This is a genomic window from Paraburkholderia sp. CNPSo 3281, from assembly GCF_024206515.1.
Classification (GTDB): domain Bacteria; phylum Pseudomonadota; class Gammaproteobacteria; order Burkholderiales; family Burkholderiaceae; genus Paraburkholderia; species Paraburkholderia nodosa.
The window spans coordinates 16,159-42,560 of the sequence record NZ_JAMBPS010000021.1 but is presented as its reverse complement, the minus strand read 5'-3'; the positions used below and the strand labels follow the sequence as shown (position 1 = coordinate 42,560).

The 26,402-nt window shown below is 64.6% G+C and carries 15 protein-coding genes and 1 pseudogene; 6 read left to right on the top strand and 10 right to left on the bottom strand.

Annotated elements, in window-relative coordinates; genetic code table 11:
• Positions 1-27 precede the first annotated feature (27 nt).
• The 3 genes from M3I56_RS20865 to M3I56_RS20855 all read right to left on the bottom strand — a co-directional run bounded on the left by M3I56_RS20865 (position 28) and on the right by M3I56_RS20855 (position 11,594).
• Complete coding sequence (locus tag M3I56_RS20865) at positions 28-8,307, bottom strand: Ig-like domain-containing protein (protein ID WP_254355626.1); 8,280 nt, start codon at positions 8,305-8,307, stop codon at positions 28-30.
• Positions 8,308-8,324: 17 nt separating this feature from the next.
• A complete protein-coding gene (locus tag M3I56_RS20860) occupies positions 8,325-9,941 on the bottom strand; it encodes a multicopper oxidase domain-containing protein (RefSeq protein WP_375541762.1) in 1,617 nt (538 codons plus the stop codon).
• A gap of 84 nt (positions 9,942-10,025) precedes the next feature.
• Complete coding sequence (locus M3I56_RS20855; protein WP_254355625.1) at positions 10,026-11,594, bottom strand: multicopper oxidase domain-containing protein; 1,569 nt, start codon at positions 11,592-11,594, stop codon at positions 10,026-10,028.
• 445 nt (positions 11,595-12,039) lie between these two features.
• On the opposite strand from M3I56_RS20855, the gene M3I56_RS20850 reads away from it, so the two are divergent.
• A complete protein-coding gene (locus M3I56_RS20850; RefSeq protein ID WP_254355624.1) occupies positions 12,040-12,891 on the top strand; it encodes a hypothetical protein in 852 nt (283 codons plus the stop codon).
• Between the two features lie 239 nt (positions 12,892-13,130).
• On the top strand, positions 13,131-14,576 hold the full coding sequence (locus M3I56_RS20845; protein WP_254355623.1) for an MFS transporter: 1,446 nt from the start codon (positions 13,131-13,133) through the stop codon (positions 14,574-14,576).
• Positions 14,577-14,645: 69 nt separating this feature from the next.
• On the opposite strand, the gene M3I56_RS20840 is transcribed toward M3I56_RS20845, so the two are convergent.
• The 4 genes from M3I56_RS20840 to M3I56_RS20825 form a co-directional block, all read right to left on the bottom strand.
• Positions 14,646-15,551 (bottom strand): LysR family transcriptional regulator, encoded by a 906-nt coding sequence (locus tag M3I56_RS20840; protein WP_254355622.1) that lies wholly within the window; start codon positions 15,549-15,551, stop codon positions 14,646-14,648.
• Positions 15,552-15,754: 203 nt separating this feature from the next.
• A complete protein-coding gene (locus M3I56_RS20835; protein ID WP_254355621.1) occupies positions 15,755-16,138 on the bottom strand; it encodes a VOC family protein in 384 nt (127 codons plus the stop codon).
• A gap of 13 nt (positions 16,139-16,151) precedes the next feature.
• Positions 16,152-17,129, bottom strand: coding sequence for a hydroxymethylglutaryl-CoA lyase (locus tag M3I56_RS20830; RefSeq protein ID WP_254355620.1), 978 nt, complete (start codon positions 17,127-17,129; stop codon positions 16,152-16,154).
• 15 nt (positions 17,130-17,144) lie between these two features.
• The gene (locus tag M3I56_RS20825; RefSeq protein WP_254355619.1) at positions 17,145-18,335 is read right to left on the bottom strand and encodes a CaiB/BaiF CoA-transferase family protein; all 1,191 of its coding nucleotides are present in this window, start codon (positions 18,333-18,335) and stop codon (positions 17,145-17,147) included.
• A gap of 490 nt (positions 18,336-18,825) precedes the next feature.
• Here M3I56_RS20825 and M3I56_RS20820 point away from each other — a divergent pair.
• Positions 18,826-19,443 (top strand): annotated as a pseudogene (locus M3I56_RS20820) (NAD(P)-dependent oxidoreductase); the annotation flags it as partial.
• A 45-nt stretch (positions 19,444-19,488) separates the two neighbouring features.
• Here the strand turns inward: M3I56_RS20820 and M3I56_RS20815 are convergent.
• The 3 genes from M3I56_RS20815 to M3I56_RS20805 all read right to left on the bottom strand — a co-directional run bounded on the left by M3I56_RS20815 (position 19,489) and on the right by M3I56_RS20805 (position 23,005).
• Entirely contained in the window at positions 19,489-19,737 is a 249-nt protein-coding gene (locus M3I56_RS20815; RefSeq protein WP_254355618.1) for a hypothetical protein, read from the bottom strand.
• A gap of 210 nt (positions 19,738-19,947) precedes the next feature.
• Entirely contained in the window at positions 19,948-21,276 is a 1,329-nt protein-coding gene (locus M3I56_RS20810; protein WP_254355617.1) for an MFS transporter, read from the bottom strand.
• A gap of 91 nt (positions 21,277-21,367) precedes the next feature.
• Positions 21,368-23,005: a gamma-glutamyltransferase family protein gene (locus M3I56_RS20805; protein WP_254355616.1), complete on the bottom strand. Its 1,638-nt coding sequence runs from the start codon at positions 23,003-23,005 to the stop codon at positions 21,368-21,370.
• Between the two features lie 154 nt (positions 23,006-23,159).
• On the opposite strand from M3I56_RS20805, the gene M3I56_RS20800 reads away from it, so the two are divergent.
• The 3 genes from M3I56_RS20800 (at position 23,160) to M3I56_RS20790 (ending at position 26,380) form a co-directional block, all read left to right on the top strand.
• Entirely contained in the window at positions 23,160-24,023 is an 864-nt protein-coding gene (locus M3I56_RS20800) for a LysR family transcriptional regulator (protein ID WP_254355615.1), read from the top strand.
• A 254-nt stretch (positions 24,024-24,277) separates the two neighbouring features.
• Positions 24,278-24,583, top strand: coding sequence for a hypothetical protein (locus M3I56_RS20795; RefSeq protein WP_254355614.1), 306 nt, complete (start codon positions 24,278-24,280; stop codon positions 24,581-24,583).
• A 180-nt stretch (positions 24,584-24,763) separates the two neighbouring features.
• Positions 24,764-26,380, top strand: coding sequence for a phospholipase D family protein (locus tag M3I56_RS20790; protein ID WP_375541761.1), 1,617 nt, complete (start codon positions 24,764-24,766; stop codon positions 26,378-26,380).
• Positions 26,381-26,402 lie beyond the last annotated feature (22 nt).

Here is a 26,402-nt window from a genome sequence, read left to right as displayed (position 1 = left end):
CCCGCGGCGACCGGTGGCAACGCTGGCTCATGGCAACGCTCCCAGTGTCTTCAGACCCGCCGGTGTAGTGATTGCGGGCGGCGTGCCCACCGGCAGCGCAGGCTGGCCCTGATTGCCCTGGTTGCCCTGTGCGCCTCCGGCGCCGGGCAGCCCACCGCTGTTCGCGGCGCTCGGCAAGATCCCCTGCAGCAATCCGAGCAGCGTCGCCGGATTGTTGACCCCAAGCGCAAGCGGGTACGGCTGCGAGGCGAACACGCCAGGCCTCACGAACTCGACTGCGCCGATGTCGTAGCCACCCAGCTGCGGCCGCGGCGTGCCGAAGATGTCGCGATTCGGCGCACCCGCCGCCGTGGCATGGTTGACCGCCGGCGAGGTCCCCGGGATCGTGTAGTTGCCGAGCAGCGTGTTGAGTTGCGCGCCCGTGCTCGCCTCGTTGAACAGCGACAGCGGACCGTACGACATGTTGATCCAGTTGTTGCCCTCGTCTGGCGTCGCCGACGGCAGCAGGCTGAACAACGGATTCGGCAGCACCGTGTCCGCAATGCCCGGGGGCACCGCGATGCCGATGCCACCCGCCTCCGGCGGCACGCGCGCACCGTTGCAGTACTGATGCACGACGCCCGGATTCGATCCGCTGTTGTTCGCGTTCGGATAGTCGCCGGCGTCGGTCAGGATCGAGTAGCGCGGGCTCATCGTCAGACCCGAACCATGGTTGGCGGCTCCGGTGTCGCCGAACGCGCCGATGTCCCAGTAGACCGCCTTCGGATCGCAATAGCCCGAGGCGTGCCCGGCCTGATTCAGCGACGGATTCAGCGTGACCACGTTCTGCAGCCCCGCGATACCCGGATCCAGTCCTCCCACTGTGATGTAGAACGTGCGGTTCTGCCAGAACAGGTCATTCGTCAGCACCGGGTTCGAGAACGTCGTGCAGCTCGGGTTGCCTGCCGGACACGTCACGCTCGGGACGGTGAATGCCGCCACCAGGTTCTGCGTATGCCGCGCGGTCTCGAGCCCGGCCGGCTCATACTGCGACGTCGTGGTCGGCTGGCACGTCGTTTCCGAACCGGAATTCGTGCAGTTCGGCGGCCCGACGTTGGCCTGGCTCGCGGCGGCTGTGTTGAACAGCACGCCGGCCGTCGCTGTCGTGTCGTTGGACATGACCGTGTTGTTGATGAAGCTCACGGCCACCGCATCCTGCAGCGACACGCCACCGCCAGCCCAGCCCGCCACGTTGTTCGCGATGATGTTGTTGATTACCTTCACGCGATACCACCTGGAGCTGTCGTTCGGACTCCGTTGCACGTCGGTGCCGTTGACGTTCTGCAGACGCAGGCCACCGCCCTTGCCGCTTTCCGCCGTGTTGCCGACGATCAGGTTGCCGTCGATCGTGATGCCCGGGCCCGCGCCATCCGAAAGCTGCGGCGCGCAGTCGACGTCCGTGGTCGAGTTCTCGCAGAAGGTGCCGTCGGGCGGCACACCCTGAACGATCAGCCCGCCGCCGTATGTCGGCAGCGTCGGGTTGTTGCTCTGGTTGAACAGGATCCAGTTGTGCGACAGGTCGCCGTTGTAGCTGAAGCCGAAGTGCGCGACTCCGCCGCCATCACCACTGCTGATGTTGCCGCATACCCAGTTGTAGTTGAACTTGTAGTAGTCGGCGCCCGAGCAGAACGTCACCCCTCCGGCCGAAGACGGCGTGGTCGAATTGATTTCGTCGCCATACGAAGCGTTCGACGTGACCTGGTTGTTGTGCACGTTCACGTGGACGTTGTACTGGAACGCCAGTTGGGTCACGTTATCCGCCGCGATGTTGCCGTCGGGCACTTCGACCTGGCCGACGATGATCCCGCCCGTGAGCGTTCCCGCGTTGGAGAAGACGCGGTTGTTCGATACCTCCGTGTAGTGGTTCCAGCCATGCAGGTAGATACCGCCGCCGCCTTGCGAGCTGTTCGTGAACGACATGCCGTCGATGCGCGACGGGTTGCACAGGAAGTTGCTCGGATAGGTAGTGCAGTCCGCGGCGCTGTTGGTGAGCGGCGTGCAGATACCGTTCGCCACGCAGTTCTGGTCCTGTGTCAACACACCGCCCACGAGCACGTCCTTCACGCCCTTGCCGAGCACGGTAATTGCCGCGCCTTCGTACGCGCCCATCAGCGTCGGCTCGATCAGCGTCTCCGCGAGGTTGCCGTTGAGGTTGAAATCCCAGCCGGAAGTCGGCTCGAACGGGATTCCGTCGATCTTGCGCTGCATCGAAGCGAGGCAACTGTACCCGCCGGTCGGATCGTACGGATTGCTCGCCGAGATCAGCCCGCCGTTCAGCGCGTCGCCGAACAGGCACCCTACCTGCCTGCGCCACGGGTCGAGCTTGCCCGACGGATGCGGGTTGGCGTCGACCGTCACGGACGTGGCACCCACGCCTTGCAGCCGCACCGGCTTCCACATGAGCAGCATCTCCTTGTAGGTGCCCGGACCGACGACGATCATGTCGCCTGCGGTGGCATGGTCGATCGCCGTCTGGATCGCATTGCCCGCCGTGTTCTCGCCACCCACGTAGGTGGGCGCCTTGCCGCCGACGGTAACGGTGACCGCGTCGATCGAGCGCTTGCCGCTGGCTGCGGTGACGACGAGCTGGCCGCACTGGGTCGGCGTCGCCACCCCGCGCTGCTGCATCGTGCAGGCCGCATCGGCGCCGAACAGAGGCGGCACGATCACCGTGATCTTCGCGTCGCTCCACGCCGTCACCAGCGCAGGGATGCCCGCGATCGTCACGACACCGCGTTGCTGTCCGAAACCGTAGTTGCGCGTGATGAACTTCTGGTTGAACGGCGCGGCGGTGGCACTCGGACCCGTGTACGCGTGGTTCGGCACCTGCTGCGTGCCGACCGAGGTGATCGTCAGCGTCTTCAAGGGTCCACTGACCCACGGGCCTGCGCCGCCGTTGCTGCCCGCGGACGTATTGCCGGCAATCGCGTCGCCCGTCACCGAGGCAATTCCCGGCGTGCCATCCGGATAGGCGCAGTCGACCTGGTTATACGCGTCGGCGAAGGCCGAGACGGGCACCACTGGCGTATCCATGTACTGCGTCTGTCCGGGCATGAACGGAATCTCATAGCAGAACTGGCTGTATGCCGGGTTGAAGAGCGGGTCCTTGATGGTCTGGCCCGAGTGCGCGGGGTCAGGCATGTACGGGTCGTTCATGCAGGCGACCATCATCGTCGGCGCGTAGCCCGTCGGATTCGGCGGGTTGACTTGCCAGGTCGAGTAGGTCATCCCGTTGAAGATGCCCCACTGATCCGAATAGGTGCGCGAGATTTCATTGCCCGCGAAGTCCTTGAACGACACCGGCACGTTCGGCACGGCGAACTTCTCGCCGAATTGCGGCGAATACGGGTCGAACTCTGACGAGAAGTCGTCCAGCATGAAGCCGGTGTAGTGCGCGGCAACGTGCGTCGAGCTGAAGATCCAGAACTTCGCCAGCACCGCGCTCTGGTCGGTGAGTTCCACCTCCTTGCGGTCGCACAGATTCCTCGAAGCCCCCGCGAACGGCGAGACTTCCTGCGAACCCGGGAACAGGCTGATGTAGTCCGGCACGATCCGCAGTTCGCCAACACACGGCCAGAAGCGTTCGACGGAGCCGGTGTCGCCTTCGGCGTGCGGGGTCGATCCGAGATTCGAGGTCATGTTCTGCGCGTTGTTCCGGTTGTAAGTGGAGTTCATCGCGGCCTGGTCGGGCAGGATGTAGATGTCGCCGATGCCGCCGAACTGCTGCGTGACCGGCGCAATGTAGTTATCGCCGATCAGGATGTTCTTGTCCTCCTCCTTCACCAGTTCGTAGCCCGGCGGCACGATGATCTCGACCACGTACTTGCCGGGTGGCAGCATCTGCGTGCCGTCCTTCGTGGGATTCGCCTGGCAGATCGTGCAATTGGTGCCGGTCGGCAGGCCGCTATGCGGATCGCGGCCCGTCACGCTCGGGAACTGGTACATCCCGTCGAACGGCGCGGGCTGCACCTGGTTGAACACGTGCATGCCGTCATAGCACTTGAACTGCGAATTATTGGGCAGCGCACGCTGCTGCGGGTCGAGCCAGTTTTTGGTGTTCTGCAGCGTGAAGAAGTACGGATCGCTGGTGCTCTGGCCCGGACAGTTCATGTTCGGCACGCCGTCCGAACGGAAGCCCTGGGACCAGTCGTCCCAGCTCGCGGTCTTCGTCGTGTCGACGAGCTTCAGGCTCGTGGAGCCGTCAGCCGCGGTGCCTTCCTGGTACAGGTTCACCGTGACGTTCGGCACGTCGGGCGTCCACTTCGTGTGAATCAGCAACGTGGGATCGTCGAACGGGCGCGTGGAGGCATAGACGACTTCGCCGTGGATGCCGCCATTCTCGTTCGCCGCGTACTGCGTCTTGCCGAACTCGATGAACGAGCTCTGACCCGAGAAGCCTTGCCAGCCCATCGTGGTCACCCACGGCGGATCGACCCGGCCTGTCGAAGGATTCGAGCCCGAGCGGTCGTTGCAGTCCGCGTCGTTGCAGTACGCCGCGCCCGGCACCCGCAGGTTCGTGGGCAGATGGATCGCTTCCTTCGTGTTGGCGAAGTTCGCGGCAATGGTGGACGTCCCGCCGCCCGGCGTGCCGTCGGGCGGACCGCCCGCGTCATAGACGACGTGCACGCCCGTCTGCTTGAAGCGAGTCTGGTCGGTATCGACTACGTACCAGTTGAACAGCGGGAACTCTTCGTTGAACGACGCATAGCCGTTTCCGTCCGTGACATTGAAATCCGAATAGCTGCCGTCACGGAAGCGAATGTTGGTCGACAATAGCGCGAGACCTGGCTTGCTCGAATCCCCCACGCCGTTGCCGTTCGTGTCGAGGAACGTCCGCGTATAGAGATTCGTCTGCCACTGAAGCACCGCGATATCTCCGGCGTCCGTTGTCGCGCCGCCTCCGAGCGTCACGGCCGATGCGAGCCCATCGACGATCTGGTCGTTCCACTGGTCGAACACCGTGATGCGCGTAATCCCGGCAGGCAGGCCCGTGAAGCTGAACGTGCCGTCCGCGTTGCACTTGGTGAACGCGTAATCTTCGCCGTCCGGATCGCCCACGCTCACGTAGCATTGCGTGAAACTCAACGGCTTGCGCGACTGGCTGCCATACAGGTGCTCGTCAGGCGGACGGCTGTAGTGCAGGTTCGTCACCCGGCCCTTGAGCCCGTTGTTGCAGCTCGAGGTGGCGCACAGCAAAGGCAGCCGCGCGTTGATGATCTTCGGGTTCGCAAACCCGATCGACACGTGGAAGCCCGCCGGGCCGAATTCCTGGAAGTATGCCGGGCCGCCGATCTTGATGAACGAGTCGTGGGCCTTCTCTCCGTCCAGCGTGTTCGTCTGCAGCCACTCCTCGCCTCGTGCGATGCGGTCAGCCGCGGGCGTCGCGATAATGCCGTACCTGCCTGGCATCAGGTTGGCGACGATGGCCTGGCCGACGAGCGGCGATAGCGTCTTGCCGTCCGACTCGTATTTCGGGCAGGTCGGGATCATGCCGACGAGCCCATCGGTCGATGTCGAAATCGGGCACGCGTTGAGACCGCTGACCGGGTCGATCGTGCCTTGCAGCGAATTGGACAGCGGCATGTTGAACATGTCGTAGGTCATCTGTCCGGTCGGCTGGCCGCTGCCGCCGGCGTCGTCCCACAGCTTGATCTCGAAGCCGCCGAGTCCCGGCTCGCGGGCCGAGCCGAAGGTGTCGGTGCCGCCGCTCACGTCCACTTCGCCGTTCAGCGGTGCATCGTCCTCGAACACGAACACGGAAACCTTCGCTGTCGGGAATGGCGACTCCTCCAGCAACACGTTGACCGAGGTCTGTCCGGGGGCAATCGGCGCGCCGCCCATGCCGTTGCCGCACTTGCCCGTGCCCGGCGCGAAGTTCGCGACGGTCGGACAGTCTTTGGAAATGTCGAACTGACGCTGCGGACCTGAGGGGTTGGTCGGATCGACCGGCTGCGGAACACCGCCACCGTTCGTGAACGAGTTGTACGCGTTGCCCGGCAAGATCGAAAGGTAATAGCGCTTCTTCGGATCGAGCGCCACCTGCGACGGATCCACCGGCACCTGTTGCGCCGCCGTTGTCCGGCACACGCCGTTGCCGACGTCGCACACGGCCGGCTTATGAGTCTGGCTCGCCGGATCGTAGACCGTCTGGCCCGCTTCACACGCGGCGACGCCGACACAGCCCGCTGCCACCACCGGCATGTAGCTCGTGTGGAAATTCGCGCCGAGGCTCGGCACCGGCAGCGGCGGACACGTCGCTGGACGCGTGGGCGAGTTCACCTGGCAGGCCGGATCGATCTGGAAGGTACGGTCTTCCTCGATAATCCAGCGGTAGTCGCTGATCTTCACCGGCGTTTTGCCTGGCTGCGTGCTGGGCGCATCCAGCACGTTGACCACGAGTCCGCTGCCGCCCTTGAACGTCACCGTCACGGTCGCCGTGTTGCTCGCCGTATTCTGCGCATTCACCGCCTGATACTGGAACGTCACGTTGGCGGACGCCGCGCTGCCCGCAGGCGCTGTCGCCGGGCTCGCCGTGAACGAGCCATCCGGATTCAGCGTGACCGAACCGCCCGTCGGGGTGCCGACCAGCGTCGCGGTAAGCTGCAGTCCATTCGGATCGCTGGCATACGTGAGCACACCGGGCTCGGAGATCTGCAGCCGCGAGGCGATGTTGCTCGTATAGGCGGCATTGCCGGCCGTGGGCGGTCCGGACTGACACCCGTTGCCCGTCGTGCACGCAGTGAGCGTCACCGTCGCCGCGGCGTTCGGATTGCCGTTTGCCTGGTACACAAAGCTGTCAGCCGTCGTGCCTTGATTCGGTGTGTACACGAACGTGCCGTCCGGGTTCAGCGTGAGCGAGCCGCCAGTCGGTGGCGTCTTAACCTGCACGCCGTAGACGTTGGCGTCCTTCGCCGCTACGCCTCTCGCCGGGTCGGCCACGGTCAGCGTCTTGCCGGGCACGAAGAAATACGTGGAACCGGTGACCGAAGCGTTCGCCACCGCGGCAGCGGACGCCGCGGTAGCGTTGTTCACGCTGATGTAACCCTGCATGCCGCCGTCACGCGCGTTGTTCGTCGACAAGCTCAGTTCGCGATCGAACACCGGCAGCGCGGAAGCACTTGCGGCCGGCATGTTGACCAGCGCGTCGTACGTCTTGCCGGCCGCCATGAACACTTCCGACTGAATCCGCGGATTGCCGGGCAGCACATTGCCGTCCTCGGCGATCAACGCGAAGCCGGAGACCGGGGTGGTGCCCGTTTGCGCGCCGACCACGGCCGGCACGTGCATGCGCAGACCCGCGTTGACAAAGCGCAGCATCACCGGCCCGGTGGTCGCGGCGCTCGTCGCGGCGAACGTCGAAGCGCCAGGATTGGTGCGGTCGAACGAGACGCCGTTGATCAGGTAGTAACGCGGATCGTAGTTCACTGTGGGCGGATAGCAGGTCCCGAACGAGGTCGACTTCGAATCGCCGCAGCTGCCCGGCTGCCCGGACCAGGCCAGGGTTTCGCTAAAGCCCGGGGTCGCGACCGCGGCGGCGACCGCGGCGTTCTGCACCGGATCGATTTCGCTCAGCACAAGCGGCACGTCGGTGTCGTAGCTGATGCCCGGATACGCCTGCGCGGGCGTCGTGCCGTTCGCCGCCGTTCTGACCACCAGGACGCCATACAGCCCCATCGGCCCCTGGATCGACGGGTGCGTGCCCGACTCGATCAGGTAGGTGCCAGGGTTCAGGTTGTTCCACGAAAGCGCGGTGGTGCTCCCATGCGCCACTTCCGTCGCGAACGACTGCACGCGGGGCGCTTGTGCCGGTGGCGTAAAGGACGCGCCGCCGGGCGCGGTGGCGGCAGTCGGCCACGTAGTCGCGGTCTGCGTGGGGTGCGTCGGGCTCGGCATGGTGGTCGCCGTCGTGCCCAGACCGCCGCCCAGCTGCCCGACAATCACAAGCGAGGTCGGCACGGCGCCCGGCAGGCTGTTGGTGAGATTGATCGTGAGCTGCCCGGGCGGCACCGTGATCACCACGGGCGACCAGTTCGTTCCCGCCCCGGGGTTCGCGGCCGCACACGCGGCGGGCGCAACGGCCGCCGACGAGCAGGTGTAACCCCACATCGGCACAGCCTGTCCGTCCGGCATCACGGCAGTGGTGGCCTTCGCGGTCAGGTTGACGGTCGCCTGGGCGAATGCCATCCCGCTCGCGGTCAGCAACGCGGAAGCCGCAATCGATGCCTTAAGCATACCTAACAGATTTGCCTTGAGTGTGGTGGATCTCATCGCCGTTCTCCCCGCCTCTAATTCGATTCGTCGATCAGGAACGCCTGTGGATCAACGAGCATCATCATCATCATTCCGCCAGGAAAGATGTTGTTCGTGGTGATCTCGCGCTCGTTGTGCGAGTGCCACATGAATGCGAAGCCGGCTTCTGTTTGCGGCGGATTCACCGATGTGCCGCTTGGCGGCGTCGTGCCCGTGGGTGAGGTCGCGCGCATGGTCGCATCGGGTCCGAGATAAGGGCTGCCGCCGTACCAGAAGCCGTTGGTCAGCACGTGCGAGTCCGGCAACGTCACTGGCCCGCCGCTGCCCACCTTGCCGAACGGATGCGTTTCGAGCGCCTTGTTGTGATCCGCGCACCACTCGTAGTAGTTCGGCGCGGTCGGATCCTGCGTGTAGTAGCCGTTCGCATCCGGGATGCAGACGCTGCCGTCGCCGGGGTAATGCCCATAGACGTCCCAGTTCAGCCCCTTGCCCGTCCAGTAGAAGATCCCGTCCATCGCAAGGCCCGGTGTCGTCGTGGTCGTGAACAGCAGCGGGCCGGCTACCTTGGTCGCGTCCGTCTTTGCGAGCAGCATGTTGCCGTCGCGCGCGAGCACACGCACGTGATTGCCGTGCTCGTGGAACGGATGCTGCCAGCGGCCCGTGCCGATGATCCGCAGCAGCACCAGCTCGCCGGGGTGCATGTGCGGGTTGCCGTTGTACGGCTGATTCGGATACTGCGCCGCGTAGTTCGGGTCCATGTCGTCCGGCATCGAGCGTCCGTTCACCATGAAGTACGCCGGGTGATAGGGCTCCGTCTCGACGGTCATGCAGCCAGTCGGATTCGTGCACGCGTTGCTGGCCTGCTGCTCCGCCTGCGCATGAATGCGCGGATCCATTTCGGAGAACTGGAACAGATACTCGCGGTCGTAGCACGCCGCGCTGTGGTTGTAGGCCGCGGCGGCGTTGCGGAAGTCGGGCTGGCCATCCAGCAGCTTGCGCGTTCCGCCGATCGGGTTACAGCCGGTCGGCACGGCGACCGTACCGGGCGACGACGTCGGCAACACGATGATCGCGCCAAACATCCCCATCTCGATCTGCAGATCGCCCTGCGTGCCGCTGTAGTAGGCGTGCGTCCCGGGCGTGGCGGCGATGAAGCTGTAGGTGACCGTGACGGTATGGGACGCCTCGCGCGTGAGCAGCCCCTGCACGCCCGTTGGCGCGCCGGAGCAGAGCTTCGTCGTCGGATCGATGGTCCCCATGCAGACGTCGAACCCGGGAAAGAGAATCGACGTATTACCCGCCGCTGCCGGCAGATTGTTGGTGAGCGTCACCGTGACGATGTCGCCCTGGTTGACGATCAGCGTCGGGCCGGGAATTTGCATGGTCGGGCAATTCGCACCGGCAATGTTGGGCGGCGAAAATCCGGCCGGCGCCGTATTGCACCCGTAGCCCCACGAGTAGACGCTATTGCCATCCGGCTGGCTGATGCGGCTCGCCTCGGCGCGCAGATCGAAATGCGTGCCCGTGATGCCAGGTGCGGCCGCATGCACCGGCATGTAGAAGAGCGCCGCGAGCGCCGCCACGCCGAACCGTGCAAGCCGTCCGAGGCGCGCGAGGGTCGCGATCCCTATGCGGTAAGTGATGTGTCCCACGGCTCTTCTCCTAAGTGCAGGACTTCCTGGCCGAGTCCATGGCAGGGCAGCCGTGAACCGTTTTTAGCGAGTGCAAGAGGCGTTTCATAGCGCGCAAACCTTCGTCTTGGGGTCCACCGACCTGCAGATGTGCACCTCGGTCATCAGCCCTCCGAAGTTTTCCTGATCGTTCGCCAGATGATCCAGATTCGGCGTGTACAGGTAGAAGACCTGCCCTGACTGATATTTCGTCGTGTCGCTGGCGTCGAGGATCAGGTCGAGCGACTCCCCGCCGCCGAGCGTGATCGAGTTCGTGAAGTAGGTCATGTCGTTGCCGGCCATGTCGCGCAGCAGCCGCGCGTTGATCGCAACCACGTGCATCGGAATGCCGAGCGAGGCGAGCGTCTGATATTCGGTGACGTCGAGATCGGAGATGCGCAGCAGCACCTTGCCGCCGACGGGAATGTTGATCAGGGACGGCAGCGGTTGCGAGAAGCGCGGCACGCCGTCCGACGCGGGCGTCGAAAGCGGATTCGGATTGACCGTGTCCGGATAGCTGCGGCCATTCAGCATGAAGAACTTGTCTTTCATGTCGGTGAACGGTTCCGGATTGAAGGTCATGCCGACGAAGTGGAAGTTCGGATCGAAGCCATGTATCTGCACCGGATACTCGACGTCGTAGGCGGTCGAGCCGTCGCCGTCGTTGTAGGCGTAGAGCGTGGGCGTCCCGCTCAAATTGTTCACGTGCAGCACGCCGTTCTGCGGCGGCAGCGGTGTCGTGCACAGAATGTCGGTGCCGCACCGCGTGCGCAGATCCTGTTGCTGCAGCACCAGAGACTGGTACAGCGACTTGCCTGCGGGCACGCGGTTCTGACGCGGACGCACGAAGATCTGGCCGACCATGCCCATCTGCAGGTGCTCCGGCGGCGTGATGTGGCAGTGCCAGAAGTAGGTGCCCGCATCTGGCGCGAGGTAGTAGTAGGTAAAGCTTGCGCCGATGTTGATCGCGACCGACGCGTCGGGCACGCCGTCATAGAACGACGAGGCATTCGGATAGCCGTGGAAGTGCACCGTATGCTTCTCGAACAGGTCGGGGCGCATGATCATGCCGACGTTCGTGAGCGTGAGGAAGAACTCGTCGTCCTCGTCGATCGCCATCATCGGCGCGGGCTCGTTGCCGTTCATAACGCCGACGTCCATGATCGGCCGCGGGTCGACATGGCCCGTGAGCTGGCCAGGCGGCGTCGATTCCGGATCGGGCGTGAGACCGACTGCGCCGTTATACGTCGGATCGGTTCTGGGATCGCCAACGGTGTTGAACACCGAGGCGAACTCTGTGCCGGGCAGGCCCGCCTTGATGTCGGCGAGACCGGACAGCGGCCCGAACGCGAACAGATAGGTCTGCACACCATTGGCCATCGTCGCGTAACCGTCGCCCCCCGAGATCTGCTGGCACTTGATGGCGCCGTTGACGACACCTGTCGATGCCGAGGTCTGGCCCGTGGAGGACGGTCCCGTATACGGCGGTTCGCCGGCGCCCGCCGGCAGCGCCGTCGGATGGGACGGCGTGGTGCTCGGGCATTGAACCATGAACGACTGGGAAAATGAGGGGATCGCAAACATCATGCATAGCAGGGCTGCCACGCTATTGCGACACATGCGGATGCTGAACATATGACCTCCGTCCTTGGGGTCAACCAGCGCGTCAGGCGCTGAACGTCACGCTCAACTGCGATTGCGGGCTGATGCGATCACCACACTGACCCGTATGTGGATTTTGGATATGGGCAGCGTGGCCTGCGATGGGTCACCTCCCTACACTTGCAGTAGGGCAAACCCATCGCGATGCGCGGTCGTGGTCCTGACGGGCGATGGAGTGTGTCCTGGCCAACACAAGCGACGCGTCATGAAGCGATTCCGGTGTGGAAGTGGAACGCTGGCGCAGCGCCATTTCTTTCATTCGTATTTCAGATCGCCATGACTCGTCGAATCAATCTGAGGATTGAAACGTCGTTCTTATGTGCCCTTTGGCATATAGCAGCGAACTTTCCGATGGGTACAATCCCGCGTATTCACGTCATGCGCGCAAACTTGGCGTACTTAGCGGCGGGGGTGGGACATGGATTTTCTGGTAAAGAGAGCGGTGGTGAACCTCGTCGAACGGAAAGATCACACTCTTGAACTCGTCGAGCTGGAAAGCGCGAAGCGGACGTACTACCCCACCATGTCGATGTGGTTGAAGCTGGAACAGCTTCGGGTGGCGCAGCAACTCGTCGAGCCGCTGGACCAGGACCGGCAGCCGGTCCTGTCCACGTCGCTCCACGGGGTGGCGCATCTCGACGGCCAGGAGCTTTCGATCATTGGCGTCCCCCAGCAAGCGACGCGCATGCTTCAGGTGAGCTTCGAAGCCCGCGACGTCAGCACGGCCGACCGGCTTGGCCTGCGCGCACTGGAAGACGAACTGGGCAATTCGATGTCCGATGTGGCGCTCGGCACCGCCCGGCTGGGCTTCAATCCCGCCGATGACGAGACCGGAGAGCCCGATCAGTGGTGGCTCGCCTGCCACATTCCCCCCGCCTGCCTGCAGATGCTGGCGAAGGCAATCTCGGACGGCCAGCTTGGCGCGGTAGAGCTGGGGCTGGCAATGCGGCGCCTCTACACCTCCGAAGACCCCGCGGCTGAGCCCGCACGCCAGCCCCGGCTCTTTCTCCGTCCCACTGAAAGCGACGACACGATCGAATGGCCGAACATAGCGACTGGCTATGTCACCCATCTGCGGATCGACTTTGCTACGGCTTCATTGCGTGGCTCGGCGGCGAGCGGCGACCCGGAGGGAGCGGCGAAGGTCGTCGCGGAAGCCGTGAGCTCGCTGGGACCGACCCTCCTCAACCTCAGGCTGACGGTAAGGTGGATCGGCATCCTCATTGCCGTGCTGCTCTTCCTCGAAGTTCTCGAGCGGCTGCAGATCTGAACCGGCGCCTGTCCGGGGCTCGCAAACGCAAAGTTGGGCGCAGTTCGGGCGCAAAGGCGCGCCGCGAACGCGCCGCCCCGCCCCAGCCTTTCCCGGCGGGAAAGCACGCTTCACCCTTCCTCAATTTTCGCGCTCGCGAAAATCTCCCACACTTGCCATCACGCCTGTTCCGTACCGTTCGTACGGAGTTGCGCGCCGACCGTGGCTCGTGACGCGGCATCGAAAATACTGGAGACAGCATGAAGAGCCACCCCCTCGACCTCGGCGGCAGCGCGCCGGGCGAAGCGCCACGCCGCCCGCTCGCTGCGGAAGCCCCGTTTCAAAGCACCCAAGGCGTCACGCTCAGCAGCTTCATGGACGACATGCCCGTGGGCGCGCTGCACCGCTTCGTGGTGTGGGTGATCGGCATTGGCCTCTTCTTCGACATGTACGAGATCTTCCTCGTCAGTTCGATCGGCTCCGCACTGCAGAACGAATACGGACTCGATGCGCACAGCCTCGCGTTCAAGCTCCTGCTCGCCTCGGCCTTCGTCGGCATGTTTTTCGGCTCGCTCTTCCTAGGCAGTCTCGCCGACCGCATCGGCCGGCGGCGCGCCTTCCTGTTCACGCTCGTGTGGTACAGCGCGTTCTCGCTGCTCGCCGCGTTCTCCGTGAACGCCACCATGCTCGTGGTCTGCCGCTTTCTGACCGGCGTGGGCGTCGGCGCAATCTATCCCGTGGCCGATAGCTTCCTTTCGGAAATCCTCCCGAAGGAAAAACGCGGCAGGATGGCCGCGTGGGCCTATACCACCTCGTATGTCGCGGTGCCGCTGGTCGGCTTCCTCGCGGTTTGGCTCAACCCGATCCATCCTGCCGGCATGGCGGGATGGCGCATCATTCTCGCCATCGGCAGCCTCGGCGCCCTGTTCGTGCTGGCCGTGCAGCATCGCCTGCCGGAAAGCCCGCGCTGGCTGCTGGCGCAAGGCCGCGCCGACGAAGCCTATGCGATGCTGGGCCGCTTCGCGCAAAGCGCCGGCACGCCGATGCCGAAGCGCTTTGCCGAGCCGCAAACGCGCCAGCACCCGCTGCGCCTCTCCGAGCGCATTGCCGTGCTGCGGCGCGCGCCCTATGACAAGCGCTATATCATGCTCGTCGTGTTTCACCTGTTCCAGGCCTTCGGCTACTACGGCTTCGGCACGCTCGCGGGCGTCGTCGTGAAAAGCCGCGGCATCGACGTGACGGGCAGCACGCTGTTCGTCGCCCTTTCGTTTCTCGGCTACCCGATCGGCTCGCTGCTCTCCGTGCCGCTGCTCAACTGGATCGAGCGCCGCACGCTCGTGATCGCCTCGCTCATCTCCATTGCGATTTTTGGCCTTGGCTTCGCGTACTCGGGACAGGCTGCGCTGATCGTTTGCTTCGGCGTGCTGACGACCTGCGCGTCGAATGTGTTCAGCAACGCTTACCACGTGTACCAGGCCGAGATTTTCCCGGCCAGCGTGCGCTCGACGGCGATCGGCAGCACCTATTCGCTCTCGCGCATCATGAGCAGCGCCCTGCCGTTCATCCTGTTGCCGGTGCTCACGCAGCACGGCCCGATCGCGATGTTCGGCGTGATCTCCGTCGCGCTGGCCATCGTCGCCGTGACCCTGCGGGCGCTCGGGCCGCTCACCACGCGGCGCAGCCAGGACGAGATCAATCCGGTCTGACCGGCCGATGCTTCGAGCGTCCCTCGATCAACGGGGCGGCCTCCGCGTCATGCGGGGTCGCCCCGATTTTCATTGCGCCGCGCGCGCCGACATGTAGTCGAACAGGCTCACGATGTCCGAGCTTGGCGCGCTATCCGCCTTCATACCGACCCAAAGCGTGCGCGTAGCCCACGAGTCCGCCAGCTTGACCTTGACGACGCCGGCCTTGCCGCGCTCGTCGCTCACCGCGTCGCGCGGCAGCACGCCGATCCCCAGCCCCGCTTCGATCATGCGAAACACGCCGTCGAAGTTCGAGGCCTGGATGCGCAGCTTCAGCGATCGCTCGATGGCGAACGCCGCATCCGTCATGCGCGCGAGCAGCGAGCTGCCATCGCTCAGGCCCACGTAGTCTTCGTCGAGCGTATCGGCGAAGCGAATCACGTCGAGTTGCGCAAAGCGGTGACTGCGCGGCACGAGCAGCACGAGTTCGTCGCGGCGATAGAGGCGCCGCTCGATGCCGGGCGCAGGCACGTTGTCGGCGAACACGCCGAGGTCGGCCTTGCCCGCGCCGAGCGCCTCGACGATTTCGTGGCTCAGCCGCTCTTCGAGACTGACCTTGATGCCCGGATGCTCGTTCAGGAAGCAGGCGAGATCGACGGGCAGAAACTGCACGATCGCCGACGTATTCGCCCACATACGCACGTGCCCGCGCACGCCGGCGGCGTAATCGCTCATTTCGGTGGCCATGCGATTGACCTGATCGACCACGCGCGTGGCGTGCTCCAGCAGCGCATGCCCCGCGGGCGTGAGATCCACGCCGCGCGCGCGACGGATGAACAAGGCGCAGTCGGTCACGCTTTCGAGTTCGGCAATGCGCTTGCTGACGGCCGAAAGCGTTAGCTGCCCGTGCTCGGCGGCCTTGGTGAGGCTGCCGTGTTCCGCGACGAGCAGAAAGACCCGCAGCGACTGCAGATCGAAGTGAAGTGGATTGACCATGATGAATGGGGCAAAGCCGGCGCGAGAGACGATTGTCCTGCATCGCGGGCCTGGGAGGAAGTGCAGATGTGGGAATGGAGAGGCGGACGTGCTGCGATGCACGCCCGCGTGCCGGCCACGCGGGCCGGCGTGCTCGCCGCCCAACCGGCGCCCCCCGGCTCAACGGCGAAAACGGCGAAAACTGGCGAGAGGGATAAACCGCTCTAGATCGGCTCGGAAATTTCGATGAGATTCAGATCCGGGTCGCGCACATAGACGGAGCGAATCTTCTGCGTCGCGCCCGTGCGCTCGACCGGACCTTCGACGATCGGCCAGTTCATCTCTGCGAGGTGCACGATCACCGCATCGAGCGGTACCGCGGCGATGAAGCACAGATCGAGGGCACCCGGCACCGGCACATGCGCCTTGGGCTCGAATTCTGCGCCGCGCACATGCAGATTGATCTTCTGGTTGCCGAAGCGAAACGCGAGCCGCCCCGCGCCGAAGGTCTCCAGTTGCATTTGCAACACTCCCGTATAGAAGTGCTTCGTGGCCTCGGGGTCCACGCAGGTCAGCACCAGATGGTCGAGGTGGTCGATCAACGCCATGCTTCGCTCCTTGTCATGAGTACGCGCGTTGTACGGGCATGCCCTGCGCCTGTTCCGGCACCGGATGCAGGTCGAGGCGGCGGCCGGCCTTGAGAATCTGGCTGGGCACGTCGTGGCCGATCAGGCCGGGCAACAGCGCGGCGGCATCGAGCACGGCGGCGAGATTGACGCCGGTGTCGTAGCCGTCGAGTTCGAGCATGTGCACGAGTTCTTCGGTGCACACGTTGCCGCTCGCGCCCGGCGCGTACGGACAGCCGCCAAGGCCGCCGAGCGAGGCGTCGAAGCGCACGATGCCCGCATCGAGCGCAGCAAGCGTGTTGGCAAGCGCCATGCCGCGCGTATTATGGAAGTGCAGCGTCAGTTCGAGCGCGCCGAACGCCTGCGCAGCGCTTTCGCACAACACGCGCACCTGCGCCGGATGCGCCATGCCGGTCGTATCGCAAAGCGTCACGCCCTGCACGCCGAGTTCGGCGAAACGCTGCATCCAGCCGAGCACGTCCTCCACGGGTACGTCGCCTTCCATCGGGCAGCCCATTGCTGTGGACAGCGAAACATTGATCGCCACGCCGGTGCCGCGCACCGCGTCGATTACGTCGCGCAACTGCGCGAAGGACTGCTCGCGCGTCATGCGCAGGTTGGTGCGATTGTGGGTCTCGCTCACCGACATCACGAGATTCACTTCATTCACGTTGCACGACAGCGCGCGCTCCGCGCCGCGGACGTTCGGTACGAGCACCGTATAGACGACGCCCGGCACGCGCTTGATCCCATGCATCACCGCCTCGGCGTCGCGCAGTGCGGGAATCGCCTTGGGCGACGTGAACGAGGTCGCCTCGATCTTCGCGTAGCCGCAGGCGCTCAGGCGGTTGATCAGCGCGATCTTGTCGTCGGTGTCGATGAAGGCGGTTTCGTTCTGGAAGCCGTCGCGCGTCGCGACTTCGTTGAGATACAGCACCTTGCCCTTGAAGTTTGCTTGATTTCCGGTCGTCATCTTGCCGCTCTCCATTCAGATCACACCGCGCGCGCGCCATGCTTCGCGCGTTGCGGCGTCCACGCCTATCGATTCCAGCACCGTGTCGGTATGCTCGCCGAGCTTCGGCGCGCTGCGCTCGATCGTGCCGGGTGTCCCGCACAGCTTGGGCACCACGCCCGGCACCTGCACCGCCGTGCCGTCAGGCAAGGTATCGTCCACGATCATCTCGCGGGCGTGGTAATGCGGATCGGCCGCGATGTCCGCGACATCGTAGATGCGGCCCGCCGGAATGCGCGCTTCGTTGAGCGCTGCGAGCACCTGGTCGAGCGTGTGCCGTGCGGTCCATTCGCCGATCGCGGCGTCGATGCGCTCGACCTGCGCGACGCGTCCGTCGTTCTGCGCGAGCGCGGGGTCGCTGCCCAGGTCCGGGCGGCCGATCAGCTCCATCAGGCGGCGATAGATGCTGTCGCCGTTGCCTGCGATCAGCGCGTACTTGCCGTCACTGCAACGGTAGGCGTTGCTCGGCGCGATGCCGGGCAGGCTGCTGCCCGCCGGCTGGCGCACGGCGCCGAACACCGAATACTCGGGCAGCAGGCTTTCCATCATGTTGAAGACGGACTCGTAGAGCGCGACGTCCACGACCTGGCCCTTGCCGCCCTGCTGCTCGCGGTGCCGCAGCGCCAGCAGGATGCCGATCACGCCATGCAGCGCGGAGAGCGAATCGCCGATCGAGATGCCCACGCGCACCGGTGTGCGCTCCGGCTCGCCGCTCAGGTGACGCAGGCCGCCCATCGCTTCGGCGACCACGCCGAAACCGGGCCGGTCGCGATACGGGCCCGTCTGCCCGTAGCCCGAAACGCGCAACATGATGAGGCCGGGATTGATCGCGCTGAGTTCGTCCCAGCCGAGGCCCCAGCCTTCGAGCGTGCCGGGGCGGAAATTTTCGATCAGCACGTCGGTTTCCGATACGAGACGGCGAATCACGTCCTGCCCTTCGGGCGTGCGCAGATCGAGCGTGACGGATTCCTTGTTGCGCGACTGGGCGGCCCACCAGACCGACGTGCCGTCGTGCAGCAGGCGCCACTTGCGCAGCGGATCGCCCACGCCGGGCGGCTCCACCTTGATGACGCTCGCGCCGAATTCGGCGAGCATGCGGCCGGCAAACGGACCCGCGATGAGCTGTCCGAGCTCCAGAACGCGGATTCCTTCGAGTGGTCGTGGCATGGCTGTGTCTCCTGTCGACCAGAGTTGGGGCAAAGCTGTCGATCAGAGTTAGCGCTTTAGCTGTCGATCAGAGTTAGCGCTTTAGCGCTTACTCTGATCCCATGCAAAGCTCCTTACTCTGATCCCATGCAAAGCTCCTTACTCTGGTCCCATGAAAGTGGTTATTTCGGACTGTTTGCGACTGACTATGGGAGACATGATGAACCCGACCGCACCCTTTGATAATCGATGCTTGCTCAATCTGGCTTGAGCAAATGGAAAGGCTCTGTGAACGCCTCGCGCGCTTGCGTATTACGTGTCGTTTCATCTCGTGCGCGGCGTTGCTGCGAATTTCCTCATCGGAAAGTCAGTTGGCGGATCGAGCAAACCAACCGGGCACACAGTGCGCGACAATGGATGGACTGCCCCTCTTTCGCTCAGGGCCAAATACCATGCACTTCGTTTTTCTCGATCGCGCGACGCTCGCGCCCCAGACGCGGCTTCGTCCGCTAGCCTGGCCGCGTATCGCGATGCCGTGCGCGCAGGCCGCTGGCTCGAATCGGGACAGTTCTGCTTCTTTGATTTTCCGATCCGCAATCTCGCGGGATCGACGCTCGGCGTCATCGGCGACGGCGCATTGGGACAGGCCGTTGCGCAAATGGGACGCGCGCTGGGTCTGCGCGCGCTGTTCGCCGCGCGCAAGACGCGCAACGACGCGCAAGCGGGCTACGTGCCGCTCGAAACGCTGCTCGAAGCAAGCGACATCATCACGCTGCACTGCCCGCTCACCGCGGAAACGCGCGATCTGATCGACGCCACGGCGTTCGCGCGCATGAAGCGGCGGCCCTTGCTGATCAATACGGCGCGTGGGGGACTCGTGAACGAAGCGGCGTTGGTGGACGCCCTGCAAAGCGGCGCGATCTCAGGCGCGGGCTTCGATGTCGTGACGCAGGAACCGCTGCCTGCCGATCATCCGCTTCAGGCCATCGTCTCGCATCCGGCGTTCATCCTCACACCCCACGTTGCGTGGGCGAGCGATGAAGCCATGCAGGCGCTTGCGGATCAAATCATTGAAAATATTGCGGCGTTTTACGAAGGCAAGCCGCGCAATCTGGTCAGTGCGCGTTGAGCGCGAGGCGCGGCAACCGCAGCGGGGTTGCCTGCGCCTGAATCATCAGGCCATTTCCGGCTGCTTGGCTTGCCACCATTCGTCGACGGCCTGCTTCGCCGTTTGCTCGACCACGCTGAGCGCCATCAGCACATCGATCTTCAGCTTGGGAATGGCAAGCTCCACGCAAGGCAGCTTGGCCGTTTCCACTTGTGCGTCAACACCTTCCAAAACCGCGCGGCACAGCCATTGCATGTCCGTCGCGTCTGCTTTCGCTTCGACAGTGACTCGAAAGCCACGATATTCGACTGCCATATACTCTCCGGAAACCTGACAAAACGTAATGCTCGCCCCGCCGGACGGCGGTGAGGGGGCGACTATATCACCACTTTCGTAACGCTTCAGCGAGGTCTGCACGAAGTCAAGAAGAAGGCGTGCAAGAATACCGCGCCCGCATTCACGCCCTGTTTTAAAGGGAGATTCTGCGGGCACAATGACAATCGGGTCAGTTCGGACTTCAGACTTTCAGCTCGCGAGCGTGGTCCGCATCGAAGCCTGCCGCATAGTCCGCCAGCCGACGATCGCGAGCGAGACACCCGAGATCACGGCCGCGAGCAAAACGTAATACGCGGGCGCGAGCGTATCGCCCGTTACGTGAATCAGCACTTCGGCGATCGTCGGCGCGAAGCCGCCAAAGAGCGTCACGCCAAGGCTGTACGCGATGGAAAGCCCCGCCGAGCGCACGTGCACCGGAAAGATCTCCGACATCAAAGCGGGCATCGGGCCCGAATAGGCCGCCTTGAAGATGCCCGCCGAGCCCTGGAGCACGAGCAGCCAGCCGAGCGTGGGGTGACGCTGCAACAGCGCGAACATGGGATACGTGAGCGCTGCAAGCAGGATCGACGTGGTCAGCATGATGCGAATGCGCCCGATGCGGTCCGAGAGCGCGCCCATCACCGGCGAAAGCGCGAACTGCAGGCCGCCGTTGAGCACAACCACGCCGAACGAGGTTGCCGCCGCCATGTGGAGTTGCTTCACCGCGTACATCGGCATGTAGAGCTGGAGGATGTACACGCCAACGGTGGACTGCGCAACGATACCCACCGCGAGCAGCAGGTTCACCCATTGGCGGCCGAGGCCCGGCTCATTCGTTGCGCGCGCATCTTGTCCGCTGTGCGCTTGCTGGTTCGCGATGAATTCGGGCGTCTCATCCAGATGCGAGCGGATGTACCAGCCCACCGGCCCGAGCACGAGCCCGAAGAAGAACGGCACGCGCCAGCCCCACGCCTGCAGTTGCTCGGGCGGCAGCCACCATGCGAGCACGCCACCGAACGACGCCGCGAGAATCGCGGCCGCGCCCTGGCTCGCGAACTGCCAGCTCGCGTAGTAGCCGCGCTTCGCGGGGCTGTGCTCGACCATGAACGCCGTCGCGCTGCCAAACTCGCCGCCCACCGCAAAGCCCTGCACGAGGCGCGCGAGCAGGATCAAGAGCGGCGCGGCGATGCCGATCGACGCATACGGCGGCATGACCGCCATGGCCAGCGTGCCCGCCATCATGAGCGCAATGGCGAGCGTGAGCGCGGCCTTGCGTCCCTCGCGATCTCCGTAGATACCCAGCACGATCGCGCCAAGCGGACGCATGAGAAAAGAGATGCCGAAGGTGCCGACCGCCAGCAGCGTGGAGAGCCATTCATCGTGCACGGGAAAGAACTGCTTCGCGATGATCGGCGCGAAGTAGCCGTACACGAGAAAGTCGAACCACTCCAGCGCATTGCCGATCGACGAGGAGAACACGATGCGGCGCACCATGCCGCGGCTGAGCGGCGCTCTCGAAGCCGATGAACCGGTCTCCATGTCAGTCTCCTCCATTTTTATTTGGTCTACTCATTGTTTGTCGTGAACCGCGAGCGCGGCGTTCCCGCTCGCGGCAAACGCGGCTCGCCGCCTAGAAGCCCGCCGCGAGCCCGTCGCGGCGCGTGTCGCTCGCGGCCACATAACCGCGCTCGGGATCGTTGCGATCGAGCTTCCAGATGAACTGGCCCGAGCCGAAGTCCATGTACGGATCGTCGATGCCCTTGATCTCGTGGCCGAGCCCTTGCAGCGCGCGCGCCGTCTGCGCATTGAAGGTCGCTTCGATATCGAGCGTGAAGTCGCGATTGACCTTCCAGCGCGGCGCATCGCACGCGGCCTGCGGCTGCTGGCCGTAGTCGAGCATGCGCACGACCGACTGCAGATGCCCTTGCGGCTGCATGTCGCCGCCCATCACGCCGAAACTCATCACCGCTTCCTGGCGGCCGTCCACCTGCTGCGTGAGGAACGCCGGAATGATCGTGTGGAACGGGCGTTTGCCGCCTGCCACGACGTTCGGCGATGCCGGGTCCATCGAAAAGCCGCAGCCGCGGTTCTGCAGTGCGATGCCCGTGCCCGGCACGACCACGCCCGAACCGAAGCCCATGTAGTTCGACTGGATGAAGCTCACCATCATGCCGCGCTCGTCCACGGCGGAGAGATAGATCGTGCCGCCCGAGCGCGGCATGCCGAAGTCGAACTGCGTGGCGCGCTTCGTGTCGATCAGCTTCGCGCGTTCTTTCAGGTAGGCGTCGTCGAGCATCTGCTCGGGCGTGACTTCCATCGAACGCGGATCGGCAACGTAGCGATAAACGTCGGCGAACGCGAGCTTCATGGCCTCGATCTGCAGATGCTGCGACTCGAGGCTGTCGAGTGCGAGCGAGCCCATGTCGAACTGTTCGAGAATGCCGAGCGCGATCAGCGCGGCAATGCCCTGCCCGTTCGGCGGAATCTCGTGAACCGTGTAGCCGCGATAGTTCTTGCCGATCGGCTCGACCCATTCCGGGCGATAGTTGCGCAGGTCGCCCAGCGTGAGCGCCGCGCCGCCTTCGCGCGCAAACGCGGCGATGCGCTCGGCGAGTTCGCCTTCGTAGTAGTCGCGCGGGCCGCGTTCCGCGAGGCGCCGCAGCGTGGCGGCATGGCCGGGGAAGCACACGCGCTCGCTCACTTCAGGCGCACGGCCGCGCGGCATGAAGGTCTCGGCAAAGCCAGGCTGATTGTGCAATTCGGGAATCGCCGCCTGCCACTTGCGCGTGACGATGGTGGCCACCGCATGGCCGCGCTCCGCGATCTCGATGGCCGGCTCCATCAGGTCCCCGAACGGCAGCTTGCCGAACTTCGCATGCAGCGCTTCCCAGCCCGCGATCGCGCCCGGCACGGTCACCGTGTCCCAGCCGCGCTTGGGCTGCTTCGCGAGACCGTTTTCCTCGCCGTATTTGCGGCGGAAGTAATCGACGCTCCACGCCGCCGGCGCATTGCCCGACGCGTTCAGGCCGTGCAGCTTCGCGCCGTCCCACACGAGCGCGAAGCAGTCGCTGCCAAGCCCGTTCGATACCGGCTCGACCACGGTGATGGCGGCCGCGGCGGCGATGGCGGCGTCGACGGCATTCCCGCCTTTCCAGAGCATGCGCAGCCCGGCCTGCGCGGCAAGCGGATGCGACGTCGAAACGATATTGCGGGCGAACACCGGCAGGCGCGGCGTCGGATAGGGGTTTTGCCAGTTGAAGCGCGTCATGGAAGTCCGGATTCCGGTAGTGAACGAAAGCAGCGGCACGCGCACCGCCGCACTCAGTTGCGGCGCGCACGGCTCATGCCGATCTATCGATTATCTTGAAGGATCAGGCAAAAAAATATTAATATTTTATTCTCGACACTTAAGTTTTATTTACATGCTAACCCTACGCATGCTGCGCACCTTGCAGGCCGTCGCACGCAGCGGGTCGTTCGCCACGGCGGCGGAAAAAACGGCGCTCACCCAGGCGGCCGTGAGCCTGCAGATGCGTGGGCTCGAAGAGGCGCTCGGCCGGCAGATCTTCGATCGCCGCGCACGCCAGGTCGCGCTCACGCGCGAAGGCCGCGAGGTCTGCGCGAAGGTCGAGCACATTCTCGCGCTGATCGACGAGTTGCCCGCCAGTGCGGGCGACACGATGCACGGCTCGATCATCATCGGCGCGGTGGTGTCGGTGATCGGCGCGCTTTCGCTGGCCGTCGCGCATCTGAAAACGGGCCACCCGGAACTCGAAGTGCGCCTCACCTCGGCGCGCTCGAACGAACTGGCGCGCATGGTGGAAGTCGGCGACGTGGACCTCGCCGTCGTGGTTGGCAGTGCAGACGGTTCGCTTCACGAGTCACTCGCGTGGACGCCGCTCTACGAAGAGCCCCTCATGCTCGTGACGAGCCGCGCGACGCCCGGCGACGACGCGCGCCGCATCCTGCGCGAGCGCGGTTTTCTGCGCTTCGACCGGCGCGTGCCGACGGGCGTCGTGATCGACCACGCACTGCGCGAGCTAGGCATCGAACCGCTCGAATACCTGGAGCTGAACTCGATCGAAACGATCGTCTCGCTGGTGCGCAACGACGTGGGCGTGAGTGTGTTGCCCGTACTGCAAGGCGGCAAATGGCAGAGCGATCCGAATCTGCGACTCATGCCGCTCCCCGGGCGGCCATTCATCCGCACGGTGGGGATGATTCACCGGAAAGCACACAAGCAGACGTTGCTCACACAAACGATTGCAGACATGCTGCGTCGGTGACAGAACGCGTAACTGCGACCATCTGTCATGCAAATTCCTCAATGGCCTATGAATAGGCGCATCGCGGCCGCACTGCCACGTCGCTAGAGCCTCCCTCGGGTTGACCTGCCTCAACTCGAAAGTAAAATGAAAGCTCTGAAAAACAAGGGCAGCCGAGGCCACCCGCCTCTGATCGCTCGACAGGCCGCGCTCCCGCTCTTACCGGAGCATGAGCATTAGTTAGTAATACAAAGTTATTTGCCGGAGAGAAACTCATGAAAGTCAGAACTCGCACCGTTGCCGTCGTCGCCATCGTGGTCAGCGCCCTGTTTGCGGGCCAGGTGTTTGCACAGCCCCCCGCCCCGGCAAACAAGGAAGGCCAACCCGCCACCACGGTGACGCATAACGACCCGATCGTCCAGAAGCGCATGGAAGTTCGCGAGGCCAACCGTCAACAGCGGGCCCGGACAGCGGAGGCGCGCCAGACCTTCAACCAGGAAGCGCGTGACGCCAGGGCCGAGCGCAACCAGTCGGCGCAAGACTCGCGCGCCCGCGCCCAAGCCGCGCTCGACGCGCACTAAGATCGCACCACCCACGCGTTCGCTCCCGGGTCTGTTCACATGAATAACGGGTCCAGGGGCTGTACGCCTGGCGTGGTGCCTGCCACGCCAATCGCGTAAGCTAACCTCGTTGCACGCTCACTCGCGAAACCCCGCGTTTCGCGCCTCGAAGCGGGATCGACACGGACAAGCGAACGCTCCATGCAAAGATCGCTCATCGCGCTGGCTGCAAACGGGTCGCGAAAACTGTGCGCCATGGCGTTGCCGCTATGCGCAATCGCGCTCGCCACAGGGCTTGCCGCGTGTCAGCAGCTACCCCCGCTCGGCGAGCGCACGCAAACCACGGCGCTCACGTCAGCCGAGGCGCGATCGACTCAACTTGGCAAAGCCGTAGCGGCCGAACTCGCCACCCACCCCGACTTCACCGGCATCGACCCGCTCGCGAACCCGCTCGACGCCTTCGCCTCGCGCGTGGCGCTCGTGCGCAACGCCCAGCGTACGCTGGACGTCCAGTACTACATCTGGCGCGACGATCTTACCGGCACGCTGTTGCTCGAAGAACTGCGCGAGGCCGCCGACCGCGGCATACGTGTGCGCCTGCTGCTCGACGACAACGGCATTCCGTCCTCACTGGACCCCACGCTCGCGGCGCTCAATGGACATCCCAACATCGAGGTTCGGCTCTTCAATCCGTTCGTCACGCGCAAGCCCAAAGCCATCGGCTTTCTCACCGACTTCTCGCGGCTGAACCGGCGCATGCACAACAAGTCGCTCACGGCTGACGGCGTGGCGACCATTCTTGGCGGCCGCAATATCGGCGACGAATATTTCGGCGCGACCGATGGCGTCGTGTTCGCCGACCTCGACGTGCTCGCCATCGGCCCCGCCGCCACCGATGTCGCGAACGACTTCGACCGCTACTGGACCAGCGCTTCGTCTTACCCCACTTCGCAAATCCTGCCGTATGTGGCGCCCGATGCACTCGCCACGCTCGATCGCGCCGCGCTTGCCGCGCGCACCGATCCCGCCGCGGCGCAATACATCGAATCGCTGCGCAAGACCACCGACGTGCGCCGCCTGCTGGACGGCACGCTGCCGCTCGAATGGGCCAGGACGCAACTGGTCAGCGACGACCCGGCGAAAGCGCTCGGCACAGCGCCCAAAGAAACGCTCATCCTCGGTCAACTCCACGAGATCATCGGCGATCCGCGCCGTGAACTCGATCTGGTTTCGCCGTACTTCGTGCCCGGCGAGGTCGGCACGCAATACTTCACCCAGCTCGCCGCCCAAGGCGTGACCGTGCGCGTGCTGACGAACTCGCTCGAGGCCACCGATGTGTCAGCCGTCCATTCCGGCTACGCGCGGCGCCGCGTGGCACTGCTCAAAGGCGGCGTGGAGCTGTTCGAACTGCGACGCGCGGCGGGCACCAGCAAGGCTACGGACAAAGCCGCGGGCAAGGGCGCAGGCAGTGGTCCGTTCGGCAGCACGGGGTCGAGCCTGCACGCCAAGACCTTCGCCGTGGATGCGGAGCGTGTATTCGTCGGCTCAGTGAATTTCGACCCGCGCTCGGCCAACCTCAACACCGAACTCGGGCTCGTGATCGACAGCCCCGTGCTCGCCAGCCGGATCGAAAAAGCGTTCTGGACGCGCGTGCCGCAGCTCGCGTATCAGGCGCACCTCGACGAGAACGGCAGGCTCTACTGGACGCGCCTCTCCGACGATACGGTCATTCGCTACGACACCGAGCCGAACACCACATGGAACCAGCGACTGAGCGTCTGGTTCTTCTCCGTCCTGCCGATCGAGTGGCTCCTGTAAGCCACCCATCGAGAGGGTTATC